19 protein-coding genes and 1 pseudogene are annotated in these 16,206 nt (G+C 72.0%); 2 read left to right on the top strand and 18 right to left on the bottom strand.

Annotation, left to right across the window (positions count from 1 at the left end; genetic code table 11):
- Positions 1–17 precede the first annotated feature (17 nt).
- Positions 18–407, top strand: a complete 390-nt coding sequence (locus ABZY57_RS28610) for a M23 family metallopeptidase (protein ID WP_356516749.1) — start codon at positions 18–20, stop codon at positions 405–407.
- Positions 408–675: 268 nt separating this feature from the next.
- On the opposite strand, the gene ABZY57_RS28605 is transcribed toward ABZY57_RS28610, so the two are convergent.
- The 18 genes and pseudogenes from ABZY57_RS28605 to proS all read right to left on the bottom strand — a co-directional run bounded on the left by ABZY57_RS28605 (position 676) and on the right by proS (position 15,242).
- Positions 676–1,233 carry a helix-turn-helix domain-containing protein gene (locus ABZY57_RS28605; RefSeq protein ID WP_356516751.1) on the bottom strand — a complete coding sequence of 186 codons (558 nt, stop codon included), beginning with the start codon at positions 1,231–1,233 and terminating at the stop codon, positions 676–678.
- Between the two features lie 98 nt (positions 1,234–1,331).
- Positions 1,332–2,165, bottom strand: coding sequence for an RNA polymerase sigma factor WhiG (gene whiG / locus ABZY57_RS28600; RefSeq protein ID WP_250743879.1), 834 nt, complete (start codon positions 2,163–2,165; stop codon positions 1,332–1,334).
- A 239-nt stretch (positions 2,166–2,404) separates the two neighbouring features.
- Positions 2,405–3,601: a DNA-processing protein DprA gene (dprA, locus tag ABZY57_RS28595; protein ID WP_356516746.1), complete on the bottom strand. Its 1,197-nt coding sequence runs from the start codon at positions 3,599–3,601 to the stop codon at positions 2,405–2,407.
- Positions 3,598–5,220, bottom strand: coding sequence for an ATP-binding protein (locus tag ABZY57_RS28590; protein ID WP_356516744.1), 1,623 nt, complete (start codon positions 5,218–5,220; stop codon positions 3,598–3,600). Before ABZY57_RS28590 ends, dprA begins: the two co-directional genes overlap by 4 nt.
- Positions 5,220–5,591: a YraN family protein gene (locus ABZY57_RS28585; RefSeq protein WP_356516742.1), complete on the bottom strand. Its 372-nt coding sequence runs from the start codon at positions 5,589–5,591 to the stop codon at positions 5,220–5,222. The genes ABZY57_RS28590 and ABZY57_RS28585 overlap by 1 nt, the downstream gene beginning before the upstream one ends.
- A gap of 143 nt (positions 5,592–5,734) precedes the next feature.
- The gene (locus ABZY57_RS28580; protein ID WP_005311352.1) at positions 5,735–6,043 is read right to left on the bottom strand and encodes a DUF2469 domain-containing protein; all 309 of its coding nucleotides are present in this window, start codon (positions 6,041–6,043) and stop codon (positions 5,735–5,737) included.
- A 55-nt stretch (positions 6,044–6,098) separates the two neighbouring features.
- A complete protein-coding gene (locus tag ABZY57_RS28575) occupies positions 6,099–6,626 on the bottom strand; it encodes an NUDIX hydrolase (RefSeq protein WP_356516740.1) in 528 nt (175 codons plus the stop codon).
- Positions 6,616–7,398, bottom strand: a complete 783-nt coding sequence (gene lepB / locus ABZY57_RS28570) for a signal peptidase I (RefSeq protein WP_356516738.1) — start codon at positions 7,396–7,398, stop codon at positions 6,616–6,618. The genes ABZY57_RS28575 and lepB (ABZY57_RS28570) overlap by 11 nt, the downstream gene beginning before the upstream one ends.
- Positions 7,399–7,442: 44 nt before the next feature.
- Positions 7,443–8,366 carry a signal peptidase I gene (gene lepB, locus ABZY57_RS28565; protein WP_356516736.1) on the bottom strand — a complete coding sequence of 308 codons (924 nt, stop codon included), beginning with the start codon at positions 8,364–8,366 and terminating at the stop codon, positions 7,443–7,445.
- Positions 8,326–9,241: pseudogene (gene lepB, locus ABZY57_RS28560) on the bottom strand (signal peptidase I); the annotation flags it as partial. The gene lepB (ABZY57_RS28565) and the pseudogene lepB (ABZY57_RS28560), both read right to left, overlap by 41 nt.
- A 70-nt stretch (positions 9,242–9,311) precedes the next feature.
- Positions 9,312–10,082, bottom strand: coding sequence for a signal peptidase I (lepB, locus tag ABZY57_RS28555; protein WP_356516734.1), 771 nt, complete (start codon positions 10,080–10,082; stop codon positions 9,312–9,314).
- A gap of 44 nt (positions 10,083–10,126) precedes the next feature.
- Entirely contained in the window at positions 10,127–10,477 is a 351-nt protein-coding gene (gene rplS / locus ABZY57_RS28550) for a 50S ribosomal protein L19 (protein WP_243337670.1), read from the bottom strand.
- A gap of 134 nt (positions 10,478–10,611) precedes the next feature.
- Complete coding sequence (gene trmD, locus ABZY57_RS28545; protein WP_356516732.1) at positions 10,612–11,433, bottom strand: tRNA (guanosine(37)-N1)-methyltransferase TrmD; 822 nt, start codon at positions 11,431–11,433, stop codon at positions 10,612–10,614.
- Positions 11,433–12,038 carry a ribosome maturation factor RimM gene (gene rimM / locus ABZY57_RS28540; RefSeq protein ID WP_356516730.1) on the bottom strand — a complete coding sequence of 202 codons (606 nt, stop codon included), beginning with the start codon at positions 12,036–12,038 and terminating at the stop codon, positions 11,433–11,435. Before rimM ends, trmD begins: the two co-directional genes overlap by 1 nt.
- A gap of 94 nt (positions 12,039–12,132) precedes the next feature.
- Complete coding sequence (locus ABZY57_RS28535) at positions 12,133–12,372, bottom strand: RNA-binding protein (protein ID WP_030011889.1); 240 nt, start codon at positions 12,370–12,372, stop codon at positions 12,133–12,135.
- Positions 12,373–12,374: 2 nt separating this feature from the next.
- Positions 12,375–12,818 carry a 30S ribosomal protein S16 gene (gene rpsP / locus ABZY57_RS28530; protein WP_243337676.1) on the bottom strand — a complete coding sequence of 148 codons (444 nt, stop codon included), beginning with the start codon at positions 12,816–12,818 and terminating at the stop codon, positions 12,375–12,377.
- Between the two features lie 191 nt (positions 12,819–13,009).
- Positions 13,010–13,606, bottom strand: coding sequence for a hypothetical protein (locus tag ABZY57_RS28525; protein WP_356516727.1), 597 nt, complete (start codon positions 13,604–13,606; stop codon positions 13,010–13,012).
- Positions 13,607–13,829: 223 nt separating this feature from the next.
- The gene (gene proS / locus ABZY57_RS28520; RefSeq protein ID WP_356516725.1) at positions 13,830–15,242 is read right to left on the bottom strand and encodes a proline--tRNA ligase; all 1,413 of its coding nucleotides are present in this window, start codon (positions 15,240–15,242) and stop codon (positions 13,830–13,832) included.
- Positions 15,243–15,384: 142 nt separating this feature from the next.
- On the opposite strand from proS, the gene ABZY57_RS28515 reads away from it, so the two are divergent.
- Positions 15,385–16,062, top strand: coding sequence for a methyltransferase type 11 (locus ABZY57_RS28515; protein WP_356516723.1), 678 nt, complete (start codon positions 15,385–15,387; stop codon positions 16,060–16,062).
- The last annotated feature ends 144 nt before the right edge of the window (positions 16,063–16,206 follow it).

Here is a 16,206-nt window from a genome sequence, read left to right as displayed (position 1 = left end):
AAGATATTCTATCTCGCGTGAGTGGAGTTCTGACGTGTGATCTTCCGAAGTTGGCGGCGGGGGTGGGCGCGGAGCTCCGCGCGGTCGGTCCGGGCCGGGTCCACTACGCGGGCCCGGTCGCGGGCCGCGGGGTCCTCTCGCTGACCCTCCCGAACGGCCTGCGCACGACGTACGAACCGGTCCGCCCCCTGGTGGCGCAGGGCGCCGAGGTCACGGCGGGCCAGGTGGTGGCCCTCCTCGCGGACGGCGCCCACTGCCCCCGTTCCTGCCTCCACTGGGGCCTTCTCCGCGCCGAGACCTACCTCAACCCCCTGACGCTCCTCCCCCGCCCGACCCCCCGCCTACTACCCCTCAGCCGCCCGGCACTCGAGGCCCAGGATCCGAGTTCCCAGCCGCCCGGCGCTTAGGCCCGGAGTCCGGATTTCAGCCGTCCGGCGCATGAGGCCGGGAGTCCGGATTTCAGCTGCCCGGCGCTGAAGAACCGGAGTCCGGATTTCAGCCGTCCGGCGCTTGAGGACCGGGTCAGGGCGGAGCCCTGGGAACGGAGGAAGGGCGGGTAGGGGACTTCGCCCCGCAGGGCCGGCCGCCGCCGCACCGCACCGCACGCCCGACGAAGAACCGGGCCCAGGGCGAGGCCCGCCTCCGGGGCCGGGCCGGGGCCGGGTCAGCGCCGGGTCAGCCCAGGACGCCCCGCAGGGCCATGGCCACCGCCGCGTCCGTGACCACGACGGGGTCCTCCCCCGCGCCCGCCTCGATCCGCCGGACGGCGGCGTCCACCACACCCTGGAGCAGCATCGCGGCCAGCCTCGGCTCCGCCTGCCCCAGCGCGGCCAGCGCCTCCACGATCATCGCGATCAGGCTCCCGTGCGCCGCGCGGATCTTCTCGCGCGCCCCCGCGTCCAGCTCGCTCGCCGAGATCGCCACCACCGCCCGGTGCCGCTTGTCCCCGACCAGCCCCAGCTGGCAGCGCACATACGCCTCGATCTTCGCCTCCGGCGAATCCGCCTCGGACATCGCCGCCTCGATCTCGGCCGCCCATACGGGGAAGTCCACCGCGCACAGCTCTTCGACGACGGCCGCGCGGGACCGGAAGTACTCGTACACGGAGGACCGGGCGAGGCCGGTCCGTTCGGCGAGGGCGGGGAAGGTCAGCGCTTCCGTCCCCCCTTCGGACAGCAGGGAACGCGCGGCGTCCAACAGGGCGCCGCGCTGCATCGACCGGTGCTCGGCCACGGAGGCCGCTCGAATCCTGGGCACGCGTCCACTCTACGGATGTACCGCAAGGCCGTCGCACGCTCTCGGACTCCGCCCTCGCACCCCGGGACGCCGGTTCAGCGCCCGACGTCCGCCAGCTTCGCCCGCAGCTGCAGGACCGACTTGGTGTGGATCTGGCTGACGCGGCTCTCGGTGACCCCGAGGACGTTGCCGATCTCGGCGAGCGTGAGCCCCTCGTAGTAGTAGAGGGTCACCACCGTCTTCTCCCGCTCGGGCAGCGTGTTGATGGCCCGCGCCAGCAGCCGCCGCAACTCCCGGTCCTCCGCGACCTCCACCGGGTTGTCCGCGGCGGTGTCCTCCAGGGTGTCCATCAGGGAGAGCCGGTCGCCCTCCCCGCCGACGTGCAGCAGCTCTTCCAGGGCGACCACGTTGGCCAGCGACAACTGGCTGAAAACGGCGTGCAGATCCTCCACCCCGATGCCCATTTCCCCGGCGACCTCGTGCTCGGTGGGTGTGCGCCGCAGCTGGGCCTCCAGCGTGGCGTAGGCCCGTTCCACGGCGCGCGCCTTCTGCCGCACCGAGCGGGGGATCCAGTCCAGCGCCCGCAACTCGTCGATCATCGCGCCGCGGATGCGGGTGATCGCGTACGTCTCGAACTTGATGGACCGTTCGATGTCGAACTTCTCGATGGCATCGATCAGTCCGAAGACTCCGGAGGAGACGAAGTCGGCCTGTTCCACATTGGGCGGCAGGCCGACGCTGACGCGGCCGGCCACGTACTTCACGAGGGGCGAGTAGTGCAGGATCAGCTGCTCCCGCAGCCGCTCGTCACCCGAGTCCTTGTACGAGCGCCACAGCACCTCCAGCGACGAGGGCGCGGTGGACCGCTCGCTGCCGCGCGCAGCGGGGGGAACCGCAGCGCGGTCGGACCCTGAGGTGTGCTGGGGCATGCTTCGCCTTTGCCGGAGCCGGATTCCTTGGGAGCGTAGCGTGACGGAAGTGTCGCGGTGCGCGAAGAGTACGGGATCGCGCGTGCCCGCAAGGGCGCCCCGGCTCGCGCGGCCGCCCCGGGACCGGCGCCTGGCGCACGGTCCCGGCGGGTGCCACTGGGAAGACCGCGTCTCTCATCGGCTTCACTCTTTCACCGGAACACCCCAGGTCAACGACCGCCTCGCCGGGTGGCTCCGCTTTATGCGCCTCCTCTCGGCCGCTTCGGGGTCAACTGCCAGCCGTCGCCCTGCCGTTCGACGAACCCCAGAGAGTGAAGTTCGTACAGTCTGCCGATGACTTCATCGGTGCCGACGCCCGCAGCGAGGGCCAGTTCCTCCAGGTCCGCGAGGCGTCCCACCGGGAGGGCGTCGAGTACCCGCACCGCTTCGGGACCCAGCAGGTCCCGGGCGATCACGGGGCCCCGCCGCTCGGGGGCCAGCTCTCCCATCCCTCCGACCAGCTCGATGACCTCGGCCGCGTCGGTGACCAGCGCGGCCTCGCCGCGCAGCAGTTCGTGCACGCCGGCCGAGAGCCCGCTGGTGGCCGGGCCGGGGATGCCCATGGTGATCCGTCCCAGTGCCTGGGCCCGCCGGGCGGTGACCAGGGAGCCGCTGCGGTGGGCCGCCTCCACGACGACCGTGCCCCGGGTCAGGGCGGCGATGACGCGGTTGCGCAGGACGAAACGGCTCGGCGTGGGATGGCTACCGGGCGGCAGCTCGCCGAGGAGCAGCCCCTGGGCGGCGATCCGGCCGAACAGTCCGGCGTGCCCGCGCGGGTAGGGCACGTCCACTCCGCAGGCCAGCACGGCGGCCGTCGCTCCGCCGGCGGCGAGGGCGCCGCGGTGGGCGGCGCCGTCGATCCCGTAGGCGGCGCCCGAGACCACCACCCACCCGCGCTCGGCGAGTTCACCGGCCAGGCTCTGGGCCATGTGTGCCCCGTACGGGGTGCACGCGCGGGCCCCGACCACCGCCACGGACCGCAGGGCCCAGGCCCGCAGGCTCGGCCTGCCCCGCACCCACAGCCCGACGGGCCGGGCGTCGCCGAGGTCGTCCAGCTGACTCGGCCACTCCGCCGACCCGGGGCAGACGAACCGGCCCCCGGTCTCGGCGGCGACCTCCAGGTCCCGCCGGGGGTCGGCCGACGCGGCCCGGCGCCGGTATCCGGCGAGCCGCTCGCCGCCGACCCCGGTCAGCACCCCTGGCTCCGGCGCGGGCCCGGTCAGCAGCCGTATCAGCCCGACGGCCCCGTACGCCCGCAGCCAGCGCCCGCCGGGCTCCTCCCCGGGCTCCAGGACCCGGGTGAGCGCGGCCCGCGCGAGCACCTCACCCGCGGGCTCCGCCTCCCCCTCCCGCTCCCGCTCCGGGCCGGGTCCCGGGGGCGGCGTCGCGGCGGTCATGAGGCGGCGTCCAGGTGCGCCGTGGCTCCGCGGGCGATTCCGGTGCGCAGTTCGAGGGCGACCGCCACGTCCAGGGCGTCGGGGCGGTCCCGGCTCCTCAGGTCCGCCACCGTCCAGGCGACCCGGAGCACCCGGTCGAGCCCCCGCGCGGTCAGCAGGCCGCGCTCCAGGTCCCGCTCGGCCTGGGCCATTGCTCCCGGGGCGGCCGGCCAGCGGGTCCGCAGCTCGTGGCCCGGGACCTCCGCGTTGAGCCGCCAGGGCGTGCCGTCGAGCCGGGCCGCCGCCCGGTCCCGGGCCTCCCTGACGCGCGCGGCCACCACCGCCGTGGCTTCGCCGCGGCCCCCGCGCCCCAGCAGATCGGAGCGGGTGACCGGCTCGACCTCCACGCGCAGGTCCACCCGGTCCAGCAGCGGCCCCGACAGCCGGGCCTGGTAACGGCGGATCACCGAGGCCGGGCAGTCGCATCCGGTCCCGTGCAGGGTGTGCCGGCCGCAGGGACAGGGGTTGGCGGCCAGCACCATCAGGAACCGGGCCGGCAGGCGTACCACCCCGGCGGCCCGGGCGATGACCACGTGTCCCGCTTCGAGGGGCTGCCTCAGGGCGTCCAGGGCCTTGGTGCTGAACTCTGCGGCTTCGTCGAGGAACAGCACCCCCCTGTGGGCCAGGGACACCGCTCCGGGCCTGGCCACACCGGCTCCGCCCCCGACGAGGGACTGCATGGTCGCCGAGTGGTGCGGTGCGCAGTACGGGGGCCGCGCGACCAGTGGTTCGCCCGGGGGCAGGATTCCCGCGACCGAGTGGACGGCCGTGACCTCCAGGGAGTCCTGTCGGGTGAGCGGGGGCATGATCCACGGGATCCGCTCGGCCATCATCGTCTTGCCCGCGCCCGGCGGTCCGCTCAGGAACAGGTGGTGGCCCCCGGCGGCCGCCACCTCCAGGGCCCGGCGTGCCGCGTGCTGTCCGGCGACGTCCGCGAGGTCGGGGAAGTCCCGCCCGTCGCCGTCGCGGGCCACCCCCGTGCCGAGTCCGGCGCCGGGGACGACGAGCCCGGCGAGCATCGGGTCCGGGCGCCCGGACGGATCCGGTGGCTCCTCCTCGGGGACCTCCCCCTCGGTGAGCACCGCGATCAGTTGCCGCAGGCTGCGTACCCCGAGCACCGAGACGTCCGGGACGAGCACGGCCTCGGCCGCGCACTGCTGCGGGACCACGACCTGCCGGTATCCGGCCTCGGCGGCGGCGAGCACCGCCGGCAGGATCCCGCGGACGGGACGCACCCGGCCGTCCAGCCCCAGCTCCCCGATGAGGACGAGGTCGGCGATCACCTTCGGGTCGACCACCTCTGCGGCGCCCAGGACGGCGGCCGCCACAGCGAGGTCGAAACCCGCGCCCGACTTCGGGACCGACGCCGGACTGAGGCCGACGGTGAGCTTCTTCTGCGGCCAGGCGGCGCCCGAGTTCACCACGGCCGCCCTGACCCGGTCCCGGCTCTCGACCAGGGTCTTGTCGGGCAGCCCCACCAGGGAGAAGGTGGCGACCCCGGGCTCCAGGTCGGCCTGGACCTCCACCACCACGCCGTCGACGCCCACGAGGGCCACCGAGCAGGCCCGCGCGAACCCCATCAGGCCGCCCCCCTGACGTGCTCGACCAGGGGCCCGCCGCGCCGCGGCAGGAGGACTCCGACGAGGTCGATGCGCACCCCGCCCGGGGGTGGTCCCCCGTGGTCGGCCAGCCAGCGCCCGGCGAGCCGGCGCAAGCGCTCGGCCTTGGCGGGCCGCAGCGCGGCCATGGGATGTTCGAACTCCCCCGCCCGCCGGGTCTTGACCTCGCACACGACGAGGGCGTCCCCGTCGCGGGCGACGATGTCGATCTCCCCGCCGCGACACCGCCAGTTCCGCGCGATCACGGTCATCCCGGCCTCGGTGAGCCGCCGCGTCGCGAGGTCCTCGCCGTACCGCCCCAATGCCTGCTGTGCCACGCCCTTCGCGTTCATCCGGCACCACCTCCGGCACCGACGATCCCGCGTCCCCGCCCACCTCGTGGATCTTGGTGGACAACCGGGGCGATGTGGACAACCGCGTCACCCCGTCGAGGGAACCAGGCCGGTGGGCCGGGCCGGGGAAGCAGGCGACGGAATCAGCTGCCCGGAAGTTCGAGATCGCTCTTGTTGAGCTCCTCGATGTTCACGTCCTTGAAGGTGAGCACCCGTACCTGTTTCACGAACCGAGCCGGTCTGTACATGTCCCAGACCCACGCGTCGGCCATCGAGACCTCGAAGAAGACCTCCCCCTGCACCGAGTGCACCTGCATCTCGTAGTCGTTGGTGAGGTAGAAACGGCGTTCGGTCTCGATCACATACTTGAACAGCCCGACGACGTCGCGGTACTCGCGATAGAGCTTCAGCTCCATCTCGGTCTCGTACTTCTCGAGGTCCTCGGCACTCATGGCATGTTCCCCTTCAGCCGTGCGTCCCCCTATTGTGCGCCAGGCCCGTGCGCCCCTAAACGATTTCCGGGGCCAGGTTCACGGGCGCACCCGGGGGACCGTCGTCGAGCAGCGTGCGGAGCAGCTCTGCGAGTCTGGTCGGGTACACCGTCTCATGGGCCGCAAGAAGTTCCTCGGAGGTCCACCACCTGGTGCCCGAGACGCTGCGCCGCTCCAGCTCGGTGAGGCCTCCCAGCGCGGTCGCCGTCTGGCTCGTCCGGGCCAGGAAGTACCACTCGTCCTGCTCCCAGCGGCGCCCGTCGAAGGGGAAGGAGCAGTAGCGGTGCCACAGCACCGGCCCCAGTTCCACGTCGGTGATCCCGGTCTCCTCCGCGAGCTCGCGGAGCGCGGCCTGTTCCCGGGTCTCGGACCCTTCCAGACCGCCGCCGGGGGTGAACCACCAGTCGTCCGCCGGGTCTCCCGGCTCGAAGCCGTGCAGCAGCAGGATGCGGTCCTCGGGGTCCAGCAGGATCACCCGCGCCACCTTGCGCGGACCGGGCCCGGGACCGGGCCCCGGCACCGGTGCCGGGGCGTCAGCGGGCATCGGCCCGGCCCTGCCTCCGCCCGCGCCCGCGCCCGAGAACCCGTACGACCGGCCCGTACGCGGCTCCGAGCACCACCAGGGCGGCTCCGGCCACCACTGCGGCCACCTGGAGCCGCAGCGGCCCCGGTGCCGAGGTCCCGCCGGGCAGGGCGGCGTAGGCCTTGGGACGCTCCAGCATCGACGCGTCGGGCCACGCGAGGGCGTCGACGCGGCCCGTGACCGCCGAGCGGGCCACCGTCCCCTGGCCGGCCTCCTGCAGGTGGGCCCGGGAGTCCAGCGAGGCTCCGCGCCGGTCGCCGAGCAGGAACAGGTTGCCCTCCGGCACCGTCACCTCGAACGGCGTGCGGGAGGCGGACCCGCCCGGAGCGCCCACCACGTCGAGCTGCTCCACCTCGATGTACGGCTCGTCCAGCTCCTTGCCGTTGACGGTGAGCCGGCCGCCGTCACCGCAGCACTTGACCGTGTCCCCGCCGATGCCGACGACCCGCTTGACCATCGGCGAATCGCTCCACTGCTCGTCCTTGAAGATCACCACGTCCCCGCGGCGCACCTCTCCCCCGGTGATGCGCTGCGCCAGCACCCGGTCTCCGGGCTTCACGGTCGGCACCATCGAGTCGGTCGGCACCGTGTACGGCTGGTACACGACGGCTCCCCACACGAACCCGCCCAGGAAGAGCACAAAGCCGATGGCCACGGCCACTCCCGACAGCACGCTGCCGAGAGCACCGCGGCCATCGCCGTCACCTGCTCGTATTGCTTGTGTTCCGCCCATGTGAAGCGCCCCCACCCTCGGAGATCGTCGACCTGGGCGGCACCCTACCTGTCGGTAGGCCCCGCGGTCAGCCTCCGCCAGCGCCACAGCACGACCGGCACCGCGCCGGCGAACCCGAGCGCGGCGGGGCCGAGCCCGACCGGCGCCAGCCCGGCGGCGCCCAGACCGAGCGCGGTGGCCTTGGTCTGCGTGCCGATGCCCGGCTGATCGTAGGTGTCCGGAATCGGCAGGGTGGACCAGCGGGTGATCGGCCAGGCGACCACCACGGCGCGTCCGACGACATCACTGACGGGCACGAAGCCCTGGGTGGGGTCCTGCTGGTGGTAGCGGGAGTCCTGCGAGTTCTGCCGGTGGTCGCCCATCACCCAGATCTTGCCCTTGGGCACGGTGAGCGGACCGAAGGGGAAGTCGTCGCACGGGGTGTTGCCCGGGAAGATGTACGGCTCGTCGAGCTCCTTGCCGTTGACGATGACCGGTCCCCCCTTCTTGCACTCGACCGTGTCACCGCCGATGGCGATCGTCCGCTTGATCAGGTCCTTCTCCTCTGCGGACGGCATGAGGCCGATCCAGCTGAGGGCCTTCTGCGCGATGTTGGGGTCCGGGGTGGGCTCCCCGCTCAGCCAGTTCGACGGGTCGTGGAAGACCACGACCTCACCGCGCTCGGGCTCCGATCCGAACCACGGCGTCAGCTTGTCCACGAGCACCCGGTCACCGCGCTGCAGGGTGTTCTGCATCGAGTCGGAGGGGATGGAGAACGCCTGCACCAGGAAGGTCTTGATCAGCAGAGCGAGCAGCAGGGCGATGCCGACCAGGAGCGGCAGCTCCTTCCAGAACGAACGGTGCGGGCGAGCCGCGGCGCCGTCCTGCGCGTCGCCGTCGTTCTCGACGGCATCGGGCCTGGAGGAGTCGTTCGGCTCCTCGCCACCCTCGTCGCGTCCGGATCGTGCACCAACCGCCACGTCCCCCACATCCACTCCTCGTTCGGAAATCGACGCCCGGCCCTGATGAGGCACGGGCCCTCCCCTCCCTTAACGAGCGGGAGTTCCCGAAGGCGCGGGAGACCAAGGACACACTATGCGAACGAGGAGGCGCCGCGGCGCCTACGGGGCGCGCGGCGACCGCCGCGCGCCTGGTCGGGAACCATGCGGAAGGTGGCGGGCTGTTCCAGCCGGTGCCAGTGCCCGAAGGGCCAGGCGATCACCACGGCCTCGCCGACCACGTCCTTCTCGTCGATCGTGCCGTGGAAGGCCTCGTCGAGGTGGTAGCGGGAGTCGGCGGAGTTCGCCCGGTGGTCGCCCATGACGAAGATCCGTCCGGGGGGCACCTGCACCTCGAAGCGGATCTCCGAGGGCACGTTGCCCGGGTTCACGTACGGCTCGTCGAGCGGCGACCCGTTGACGCTGACCCGGCCCCGGGCGTCACAGCACTTCACGCTGTCCCCGCCTACGCCGATCACCCGCTTGATCAGGTCCTGTTCGCTCGCCGAGGGCAGCAGGCCGATGAAGGTGAGGGTCTTTTTGATCTGCTTGATCCCCACCGGGTCCTCGGCGGTCTGGACGCTCTCGGCACCCAGCCAGCCTCCCGGATCCTTGAACACGACCACGTCTCCGCGCTCGACCTCGGAGCCGAACCACGGGGTGAGCTTGTCCACCAGGACCCGGTCGCCGATCCGGATCGTCTGCTCCATGGAGCCCGACGGGATGAAGAAGGCCTGGACGAGGAAGGTCTTGAGGATCAGGGCGATGCACAGCGCGACCACCACGAGCAGGGGCAGCTCCCCCGCCCGGCGGGTACGCCGTCTGCGCCGGACCCGGCGGGCGAGGCGGCGCCGCTCGGCCCGGCCGCCGGGCCCGGCGGCCGCGTCCGGTTCCGGCTCATGCCCGGCGTCCTCGTAGCCCCGCGGGCGCCCGCGGCTACCCACGGCCACCGCCCACGGAACCCGCGTCGCCCCAGCGCGAAACCGGCCAGCCGATCCAGTCGGCCCGCCCGATCACCTTCTCCACCGGCACCATCCCCCCGCCCGGCTCCCCCAGGTGGTCCCGGGAGTCCCGGGACTGGGAACGGTGGTCACCCATGACCCACAGGGTCCCGAGGGGCACGACGACGCGGAACGGCACTCTCGATCCCGAGTCGCCGGGGAAGAGGTACGGCTCGTCCAGCGGCACGCCGTTGACCTTGATCCGGCCGTTCCCGTCGCACACCACGTCGTCGCCGCCGACGCCCACGACCCGCTTCACGAAATCGGTGTCCGAGGGTTCGGCCAGCCCGAGCGCCGAGGCCGCCCCGTGCAGGGCGTCGCCGATCGGATTCCCGTCCGGGGTCTCCCGCACGAAGGAGCCCTTGCCGTCGAAGACCACGACGTCACCGCGCTCCGGCGTGGCGCCGAAACGGTACGCCAGCTTGTTGACCAGCACCCGGTCCCCGACGGCGAGCGTGGGCTCCATCGAGCGGCTCGGGATCAGGAAGGGCTGGAGCACGAAATTGCTGAACAGCAGCAGGAAGACGGTGCAGGCCATGCCGAGCAGCCCGGCGCGCCGCCAGGTCAGCCAGCCGGCCTTGCCGGGGTCCGTCCGCGCGCCCGGGTCCTCGGCGGGCCCGGCTCCGGAAAGCACGAAGCGCGACCTCTCCTCCCCCTCGCCGGGGGAAGAGTGGCCGCGCTGCGTGTGAGGTGCTTCGGTGTCCATCGGGGGCGAGCCTATCCGGCCTTCCCCCGAACCCCGGGAGCAGATCAGCGGTCGCGCTTCTCCTTGATCTTCGCGGCCTTGCCGCGGAGCTCACGGAGGAAGTACAGCTTGGCGCGACGCACGTCACCGCGGGTGACGAGCTCGATCTTCTCGAAGATCGGGGAGTGGACCGGGAAGGTACGCTCCACGCCGACGCTGAAGGAGACCTTGCGGACCGTGAAGGTCTCGGAGACGCCCGAGCCCTGGCGGCGGATGACGACACCCTTGAACTGCTGGATACGGGAGCGGTTGCCCTCGATCACGCGGACGTGCACGTTGACGGTGTCACCCGGGCGGAAGGCCGGGAGGTCCGAGCGCAGGGTGGCGGCGTTGACGCCATCGAGCAGGTGAGACATGAGATTCGTCTGCTTTCTTCGCATGACGCCACAGGTCGCCGATGCGGGGTTTCCGGAGAGAATTCGGGAGCTGCGGGACCCGGCGGACGACTGTCCCCCTGTGGCAGGGGCGTACGCGAGCACACAGCAGCCGCCTATTCTTCCACGGGCTGGGGCCTGCGCCAAAATCGGCCGTCGGGAGACGGCTTCCAGCCGAGGATGCTCAGCAGCTCGCGGTCCTTCTTGTCGAAGGAGGAGGCTTCGCAGCGCTCGATCAGATCGGGGCGGTTGGCCGCCGTGCGGCGGAAGGCCTCGTCGCGGCGCCACCGGGCGATCTTGCCGTGGTGGCCGCTGACCAGCACGTCCGGGATCCCGTGGCCACGCCACTGGGGGGGCTTGGTGTAGACGGGCCCCTCCAGGAGGTTCGCCATGTCCCCGGCCGCGAAGGAGTCGTCGCGGTGCGATTCGGCGTTGCCGAGCACCCCGGGCAGCAGCCGGGCCACGGCCTCCGTGACCACCAGGACGGCCGCCTCGCCGCCGGCGAGGACGTAGTCGCCGATGGACACCTCGTAGACCGGCAGGCGCGTGGCGTACTCGTCCATGACCCGGCGGTCGATGCCCTCGTACCGGGCCGGGGTGAAGATCAGCCAGGGGCGTTCGGAGAGCTCGACGGCCAGTTCCTGGGTGAAGGGTCGGCCGCTGGGAGTGGGGACGACGATGACGGGCCCGTGCGCGCCCGCCTCGTAGCCGTCGGCCAGCGCCGCGTCCAGGGCCTCACCCCAGGGCTCGGTCTTCATCACCATGCCGGGACCGCCGCCGTAAGGCGTGTCGTCCACCGTGTTGTGCCGGTCGTACGTCCAGTGCCGCAGGTCGTGGACGTGTACGTCGAGCTGGCCGCGCGCCCGAGCCTTGCCGACCAGGGAGACGTTGAGCGGTTCCAGGTACTCGGGGAAGATCGTGACGACGTCGAGACGCATCAGGCGTCTTCCCCGTTCACGCCCTCGGCCGAGTCCGAGTCCGCGTCTGCGTCCGAGTCCGCGTCCTCGTCCCGGGTGGACACGACGATCGCCTCGCGCTCGTCGATGAGACCGGGCGGCGGGGTGATGACGCAGCGCTGCTCGTCGAGGTCGATCTCGGCGACGATCTCCTCGACGAAGGGGATCATCACCTCGGTGCCGTCCGGCCGCTCGACGATGAACAGGTCCTGCGAGGGCAGGTGCGAGATCTCGGTGATCCGGCCGATCACCGTGCCGTCCTCGAGAACCACGTCGAGGTCCATCAGCTGGTGGTCGTAGTACTCGTCGTCCTCGGCGGGCAGCTCCGCCGGGTCCACGTCGGCGATGAGCAGGATGTTGCGCAGCGCCTCGGCGCCGGTGCGGTCCTTGACCCCGGCGAAGCGCAGCATCAGCCTGCCGCTGTGCACCCGGCCCGCCTCGATCGTCAGCGGTCCCGCCGACGCCGGGTCGGTCCGGAGCACGGCGCCGGGTCCGAGCCGCAGCTCGGGCTCGTCGGTCCGCACCTCGACGGTGACCTCACCCTTGATCCCGTGGGCGCGGCCGATCCGCGCGACTACCAGCTCCACTGCTTTTCTCCTGTTCAGACGACGACGGGCCGGGGCGGGCACGTATGCCCTCCCCGGCCCGTGCCGGTGATTCACGCTGCTGGCAAACCGGGTCTCAGCGGACCTGGTCCACGTCGACGAGGTCGACGCGGATCCCCCGGCCGCCGATGGCGCCCACGACGGTACGCAGAGCACGTGCGGTGCGACCGTTGCGGCCGATCACCTTGCCGAGGTCGTCGGGGTGGACCCGGACCTCCAGCACCTGCCCGCGGCGCAGGTTGCGCGAGGCGACCTGCACTTCGTCGGGGTTGTCCACGATGCCCTTCACGAGGTGCTCAAGAGCCTCCTCGAGCATGCTCAGGCCTCGGTCGACTCGGCGGTCTCGGCCTCAGCCTCGTCCGCCTTCTTGTCGGCCTTCTTCGCCTTCTGGGTAATGGCTTCGCCCTTGCCCTCGCCGATGCCCTCGAGGGCCTTGGCGAACTCGTCGAAGGAGCGACGCTTGTTCTCCTTCGTCGCCGGCTGCAGCAGCGGCGCGGGGGCCGGGAGGCCCTTGTGCGCCTGCCAGTCACCGGTGAGCTTCAGGATGGCGAGCACAGCCTCGGTGGGCTGGGCGCCGACCGACAGCCAGTACTGCGCACGCTCGGCGTTGACCTCGATGCGCGACGGGTTGTACGTCGGGTGGTAGATACCGATCTCTTCGATCGCGCGACCGTCCCGACGGGTACGGGCGTCGGCGACGACGATGCGGTAGTGCGGCTGGCGAATCTTGCCGAGGCGCTTGAGCTTGATCTTGACTGCCACTGGAGTGGTGTCTCCTGAACTTGACGTGGTTGGGCACATGAGATGCCACGTGGGGTTGCGGTACTCGGGTGCCCGATGGACGCGTCAGCCGGAGGAGAGAGGGGTCCTATGCGACTGTCGAGTACAGCTGTCCATTGTGCCACACGCCCGCGGCGCGCTCGGCCGGAAGGTCGTGGAGCTCACCCGCCGGGTCAGGAGGCCACCGCGATGGCCACTTCGGGGATGCGGAAGGGCTTCATGCAGCCTCCGCACACGATCGGGGCCTGAGCCAGCACGGACGGCACCACGCGCACGTTGCGCCCGCAGTCGCAGACCGCCTTGACGCGCACGCCGCCGCCGGAGGAGCCGTGCCGGGCGGCCGGACCGCGGAAGCTGCGCTTGGTGTCGGCGGCCGTGGCGGCCGTATGGGCCTTCAGAGCGCGCTGGAGGCGCTCCATGGTGGGGCGGTAGCGCTTCTTCGCCTCGGGATTGAGCGAGACCAGGGAGAAGCCGCTGCTCGCGTGCGGCTCTTCGGTGTGGTCCAGCCCCATCTCCTCGGCGATCGCGAGGAACCTGCGGTTGTGGTAGCGGCCGGCGCGCGAAGTGTCACGCACTCCGCGCGCTGCGGCGATGCCGTGGACTGCCTCGTGCAGCAGTCGCTCGAAGGAGAGTTCGGCGCCGCAGGCGGACGAGGACTCTCCGATCAGGGACTCGGGCGCGGCAAGGTCAGGCAGCTCGGGGTGGTACCGCTGAATATCGGCCCACGCCTGCGCCAGCTCTGCGGCGAGAACAGGTGGTGTCGTGCTCACGTCGTGACAACGAGCCGGGGTGCCCCGGTGTTCCGATTCCGGGCCATTCCAAATTTTTTGCACGTACCAGTCAGTTCAGTCTGATGCGTCCCGACGAGGACGGGTGCGCATATCTCAGGAGGAGTCGGTACGTAAGGCGGCCTACCGGCCGGCGGTGACGGACACAGCCCCGGCGCGCGGCGGGTGCCGCACGCCGGGGCGTGAGAGCCGTCAGCCGGACCGGCTAGTACGAGCGCGCGACGATCGCGAGGTTGCCGGGGGCGTCGTCCGCCTGCGGCACCGACCCGTCCTCGGCGATCAGGCAGCGCACGGACACGGCCTGCTCGGCAAGCTTCGCTTCGCCCTCGGGCCCGAGGTCGGCCCACGGGATCCGCGCCCAGCCGCCGGCGATGGCGGCCTCGGCGGCCTCCTCGATGGTCGACACGTCCGAGGTACGGGCCAGCCGGCGCTCGCGGGACTCGCGCAGCAGCTGGTCCTGGTCCTCTTCCAGGACCTTGGGCAGCAGGGCGGCGAGGTCGGAGATCTGCACGGCCTCCTTGCCGCCCGGGATCCGGCGGGCCAGCATCGCTGTGCCGGCCTCCAGGTCGCGGGGGCCGATCTCGACGCGGACCGGTACGCCCTTGAGCTCCCAGTCCACGGCGCGGCGGCCGAAGGGGGTGTCGACGCGGTCGTCGACGAACACCCGCAGGCCCGCGGCCTTGAGCTGGGCGCCCAGCTCGCGGACCTTGGCCACGGCCTCGTCGCCCTTGATCGCCATGACGACGACCTGGACGTGCGCGAGACGGGGCGGGACCCGCAGGCCGTTGTCGTCGCCGTGCGACATGATCAGGCCGCCGACCATGCGGGTGGAGACGCCCCAGGAGGTCTGCCAGACGAGCTCCTGCTTGCCTTCCTTCGACAGGTACTGCGTGTTGAAGGCCTTGGCGAAGTTGGTGCCGAGCTCGTGGCTGGTGCCGAGCTGCAGGGCCTTGCCGTCGCCCATCACGCCCTCGAGGGTGAGGGTGTTGATGGCGCCGGCGAAGCGCTCCTTGGCGGTCTTGCGGCCGAGCACGACGTCGATGCCGAGCACGTTGGTCATGAAGTCGCCGTACACGTCCGTGTGGATGCGGGCGGCGTAGTCGCGGGCGTCCTCGTACGTGACGTGGGCCGTGTGGCCCTCCTGCCAGAGGAACTCGCTCGTACGGAGGAACACGCGCGGACGCATCTCCCAGCGGACCACGTTCGCCCACTGGTTGATCAGCAGGGGCAGGTCGCGGTAGCTCTGGACCCACTTGGAGAAGTAGTCGTTGATGATCGTCTCGGAGGTGGGCCGGACGACGACCGGCTCGTCGAGCTCCTTGCCGCCGCCGTGCGTGACGACCGCGAGCTCGGGGGCGAAGCCCTCGACGTGCTCCGCTTCCCTCGTCAGGTACGACTGCGGGATGAACAGCGGGAAGTACGCGTTCTGGGCGCCCGCGTCCTTGATGCGCGCGTCCATCTCCTGCTGCATCCGCTCCCACAGCCCGTAGCCGTACGGTCGGATGACCATGGTGCCGCGTACCGGACCGTTGTCGGCCAGCTCGGCCTTGTTGATCAGATCCTGGTACCAGCGGGGGAAATCCTCCGCCTGGGGGGTGAGAACGGGTGCCTTTGCCATGGCGCGAATGGTACGGCGCCCGGAGTGCCGAACGTGAATCGGGTGCGAATCGGGTGGCGCGCTCCTCTGGACGCGGGGGCGAATCGGGAGTTCCCTGGCAACGGGGGCATGGGGGCGACAAGGAATCAGGAGCGCTCTTTCGATGACACCGACGCCGACGGCGACGCTTGTCGCGCGGGACTGGGCGGAGATCCAGGAACGGATGCTGGTACCGCTGTACGAGGCGGTCTACGACCGGCTGGAGGTCGGGCCGGGCGACCGGCTGCTGGGCCTCGACTGCGGGGCCGGACTGCCCCTGCTGCTGGCCTCGGGCCGGGGAGCCCTGGCCACGGGTGTGGAGGCGGATCCGGCACGCCGGACGCTGGCCCGGGAGCGCCTCCTGGAGGTCCTCGCGGCCCCGCCGGTGCCCGCGGTGCCCTACGACGTGCTGCTGGCCTTCTCGCCCGCCCCGGGCGCCCTGGCCGCGGCCCTGCCGGCGGTGCGCCGGCCCGGTGGCGCGGTGGTGCTGGCCGACTGGGGTCCGGCGGAGCGGTGCACGGTGCCGTCCGTCCTGGGCGGCGGCCCGGCGGCGCGGGACCTGGACGCGATGGCGGAGGAGGCCGGCCTGGTGCCGGACGGGTCGGGGCGGGTGTTCTGCCCCTTCGGGTACGCCGACGTGGACAGCGCGGTGCGCGGGCTGCTGTCGACCGGGTTGTACGAGTGCTCGGACCCGGTCCAGGTGGAGAAGGAGCTGGCGGAGGCGCTTCACCCGTACGAACGGGGTGACGGGGCCGTCTGGCTGCCGAACATCTTCCGCTACGTCATCGCCCGTACGGCGTAACCGGCACGCCCGTCGTCGACACGATGGCCGCCGTCGTGCGGGGGGGGGGGGCGGGCGGCCCCCCCGCGCGCCGGCGGGGGGGGGGGGGGGGCGCGCCCCGGGGGGGGCGCGCCCGGGGGGGGGGGGGTGGGGGGGGCGCAGGCG

Origin of the sequence: Streptomyces sp. NPDC006450 (genome assembly GCF_040612195.1) — a bacterium.
GTDB lineage: Bacteria > Actinomycetota > Actinomycetes > Streptomycetales > Streptomycetaceae > Streptomyces.
This window is presented reverse-complemented; position numbering and strand designations above follow the sequence as displayed.